Origin of the sequence: Kitasatospora sp. NPDC091257 (assembly GCF_044757675.1) — a bacterium.
In the GTDB taxonomy this organism is placed as follows: Bacteria; Actinomycetota; Actinomycetes; order Streptomycetales; family Streptomycetaceae; genus Kitasatospora; species Kitasatospora lactacystinica.
In genome coordinates this window covers 1-3,763 of the sequence record NZ_JBIVVI010000920.1, presented here as the reverse complement: position 1 = coordinate 3,763, position 3,763 = coordinate 1, and the positions used below count along the sequence as shown (strand labels likewise).

Genomic DNA, 3,763 nt, shown 5'->3' with positions numbered 1-3,763 from the left:
GGTCCACTGCCGTACGGGGGCTCAGCGCCGTACGGGGCTCAGTGCCGTACGGGGCTCAGTGCCGTACGGGGCTCAGTGCCGGGCCGGGCTCACTCCTCGCCGGCCAGCGTCATCCCGGCCAGCTTCACCGAGGCGAACACCGTCGCCGCGACGGTGACCACCAGCAGCAGCGGCACCGCCGCCGCGAGCGAGACGTCGGAGCTGATCGCGTTCTGCCCGGCGACCGCCTCGGCCACCGAGCGGCCCCACTGCTGGATGCTCAGCGTGCGGGCGCCCTCGACGAAGTTGCCGACCGTCGACTCCCAGATCAGGGCGTACGCGAGCCCGGCCACCACCGCGTGCCGGGTGACCACGCCGAGCAGCAGGAACAGCGCGCTGTACGCGGCGCCGGCGACCAGCACCGCCACGGTGTAGCCGAGCGCCACGCCGTCCTGGGTGCCGACCAGCAGCAGCCCGGCCAGCAGCGTCGGGACGACCGAGAACAGCCAGGTGACGCCGATCGCGACGACCAGCTTGGTGGTGACGATCCGCCACCGGGGCAGCGGCTTGGCGAGCAGGTAGACGATCGAGCCGTCGTCGATCTCGTTGGCGATCACCCCGGTGCCGACGACCAGCCCGAGGATCGGGATCAGGGTGCCGAGGCCGAGGGCCCCGAGGATGTTGCCGGCCGTCTCGTGGGGGTCGGCGCTGGACACACTGGCGATGGCCGCGACGATCAGCAGCAGGGCGGGGACCACCAGCAGCAGCAGGCCACGACGGCGGCCCAGCAGCCCGCGCAGGGTCAGCCTGGCGACGGTGGGGTTCATGGTCGGTCCGCCCCTTCCTGGGCAACGACGGTTCTGGCGGCGGCGCTCACGTGCCCGCTCATGCGGAGACCAGGTAGGAGAAGACGCTCTCCAGCGATTCGTCCGCCGGGGAGACGGTGTACAGCCGGATGCCGGCCTCCCGGGCGACCCTGGGCAGCAGGGTGGTGAAGCCCTGGAAGTGCACCGCTTCGATCCGCAGCGCCCGCTCCCGCTCGTCCACCTCGATGCCGGTGGTCGAGCCGTCGGCGATCAGCGCGGCGGCGAGCCGGCGGTCATCGCTGGAGCGGACCAGGTAGCGGTGCGGGCGGTCGGTCATCAGTCGGCGGATCTTGCGGAAGTCGCCCGAGGCGGCGTGCCGTCCGGCGACCACCACCTCGATGTGCCGGGCCAGCTGCTCGACCTCCTCCAGGATGTGGGAGGAGAACAGCACGGTCCGGCCGTCCGCGCCGAAGCGGCGCAGCAGGTCCATCAGCTGGAGCCGCTGGCGCGGGTCCATGCCGTTGAAGGGCTCGTCGAGCAGCAGGACGGACGGGTCGTGGACCAGTGCGGAGGCCATCTTGACCCGCTGCTTCATGCCCTTGGAGTAGGTGCCGGTGCGGCGGTCCTTGGCGTAGGCCATCTCCACCAGGTCCAGCGCCCGGCCGGCGGCGGCGCCCGGCTGGGGCAGGCCGTGCAGTTCGGCGTTGGCGAGGACGAACTCCCAGCCGGTCAGGTAGTCGTACATCGACTCCCGCTCGGGCACCAGGCCGATCTGCCGGTACACCTGCTGGTTGCGCCAGATCGGCGCGCCGTCCAGGGTGACGGAGCCGCTGGAGGGGGCCAGGAAGCCGCTCATCATGTGGATGAGGGTGGACTTGCCCGCCCCGTTGGGGCCGAGCAGGCCGGTGATGCCGGGGCCGATGGACATGGTGATGTCGTTGACCGCGACCACGTTCCCGAACCAGCGGGAGACCTTGTCGATGCTGATGGTGGCCATGCCGCCCTCTCAGACACTGCAGTTGAATTAGACACGGCGGTAGCGGCGCAGCAGCAGCCGGTACGAGCCGACCACCATGGCCACCGCGACGAGCGCGAACACGGCGAGGCCCAGGCCGCCCGGCGCGTGCCGGCGGTCGAATCCCTCACCGAGGCCGAACAGTTCGTTGACCAGGGACTCCACCAGGTCGGTGGGCGAGATCAGCGACATCCACTGCGCGGTGTCGGAGCCGGTCGTGCTGGGGTTGCTGATCCCGACCGCGGCGGCGCCCAGGGCGGCGCTGACCGCCAGGTAGCCCATGATGGCGGCCACCCCGAAGCCGCGGCGCGGGGTGGCGGCCGCGATCACCAGGGCGACCGAGGTCGGCACCAGCGCGTACAGGACGGCCGCGACCAGGCCGTACAGGAAGTGCCCGGTGTTGTGCCCGAAGTCCATCCCGCCGAGCAGCGCGCCGATGTACAGCACCAGCAACGGGGCCGCCATCAGCAGCAGTTGGGCGCAGACCATGGCGCCGAACTTGGCCCGGACGTAGTCGGTGCGGGTGATCGGGCGGGAGAAGTAGAGCGGGACGGTCTGGTAGCGCAGGTCCCGGGAGAGCAGTACCGGCGCCTGGGAGGCGAGGAAGACCGAGACCACCAGGCTGAGCATGGAGAGGTAGCCGGCGTACTCGACCGGCAGTTCCTCGCGCTTCATCACGACCGAGAGCGCCACCATGATCAGCGCGGGTACGGTCACCACGCCCAGCACCAGCATCGGCAGCACCTTGGACTTGCCGGAGCGGCCGAGGCCGTACGCGGCGCGCAGGCTCTGGGTGAAGAGCGCGCGGGTCGCGTAGGAACGGCCGAGCCGGGGGCCGGTGTAGCCGCGGTAGCCGATGTCGTGGATGACGCCGGTGTCGGCGGACCTGGTCTCAGGAGGCAGCGCCATCGTTCGTCCCTCCCTTGCTCTGCTCGGTGTCCTGGGAGTCGGTGAAGAGTTCGGCGACCCGGTGCCGGCGCTGTTCCAACCGGACCAGGCCGAGGCCCAGTTCGGCGACGGCGTCGCGGATGGTGTCGTACGTCGACTCGTCGGCCAGCCGGACCAGCAGCTGGTGCGAACCCTCGGACTGGACGGACAGGCCGACCGCGGCGAGCCGCTCGCGGACCGCCGGGCCCGGCTCCAGGCCGTGGTCCTCCGAGTGGTCGCCGACCTCGACCGCGAGGACGGCCGTCGCCTCGGTGAAGGAGGCGGTGGAGGAGGAGCGCAGCAGCTTGCCGCCGTCGATCACGACCAGGTGGTCGCAGGTCCGCTCCAGCTCGCCGAGCAGGTGGGTGGTGACCAGCACCGAGATGCCGAAGTCGGTGTGCACCCGGCGGATCAGCCCCAGCATCTCGTCCCGGCCGGCCGGGTCGAGGCCGTTGGTCGGCTCGTCCAGCAGCACCAGCTTCGGGTCGTGCACCAGCGCCTGGGCGAGCTTGACCCGCTGCTTCATGCCGGTCGAGTAGCCGCCCATCGGGCGGTACCGCTCCTCGTAGAGGCCGACGTGCCGCAGGGTGTCCGCGGTGCGCTCACGGGCGGCGGTGGCGGGCAGGCCCGCCATCCGGGCCATGTGCACCACGAACTCGGTCGCGGAGACGTCCGGTGGCAGGCAGTCGTGCTCGGGCATGTAGCCGACCTGCGCGCGGATCTCGGACCCCTGGGTGGCGACGTCCAGGCCGAGGACCTCGCCCCGGCCGGAGGTCGCCGGGGCGAGCCCGAGAAGGATCTTGATGAGAGTGGACTTGCCCGCGCCGTTGGCCCCGACCAGGCCGACCACACCCGGCCGCACCTCGACGGTGAGCTGGTCGAGCGCGGTGACCCGGGGAAACCTCTTGGTGAGGCCGTCCGTCTTGATGACAGCTGTGGACACGCCGACCACCGTAACGGTCTTGTGCGGTACGGGCCATGAGCTCGAATGACGAGCCCGTCTGCTGCTGCGGTATGACGTCGGCCCCCCGCTCCC

Annotated in this window: 4 protein-coding genes; all 4 read right to left on the bottom strand. The window is 71.2% G+C overall.

Annotation, left to right across the window (positions count from 1 at the left end; all coding sequences use genetic code 11):
• Window positions 1-89: 89 nt before the first annotated feature.
• Genes ACIQOV_RS32055 through ACIQOV_RS32040 form a run of 4 tightly spaced genes read right to left on the bottom strand, consistent with a single transcriptional unit; the run spans window position 90 to window position 3,670 of the window.
• Window positions 90-806 (bottom strand): ABC transporter permease, encoded by a 717-nt coding sequence (locus ACIQOV_RS32055; protein WP_401054197.1) that lies wholly within the window; start codon window positions 804-806, stop codon window positions 90-92.
• Window positions 807-864: 58 nt separating this feature from the next.
• Window positions 865-1,782: an ABC transporter ATP-binding protein gene (locus tag ACIQOV_RS32050; protein ID WP_401054196.1), complete on the bottom strand. Its 918-nt coding sequence runs from the start codon at window positions 1,780-1,782 to the stop codon at window positions 865-867.
• Window positions 1,783-1,809: 27 nt separating this feature from the next.
• Complete coding sequence (locus tag ACIQOV_RS32045) at window positions 1,810-2,709, bottom strand: ABC transporter permease (protein ID WP_401054194.1); 900 nt, start codon at window positions 2,707-2,709, stop codon at window positions 1,810-1,812.
• A complete protein-coding gene (locus ACIQOV_RS32040) occupies window positions 2,693-3,670 on the bottom strand; it encodes an ABC transporter ATP-binding protein (protein WP_401054192.1) in 978 nt (325 codons plus the stop codon). The genes ACIQOV_RS32045 and ACIQOV_RS32040 overlap by 17 nt, the downstream gene beginning before the upstream one ends.
• Between the last annotated feature and the right edge of the window lie 93 nt (window positions 3,671-3,763).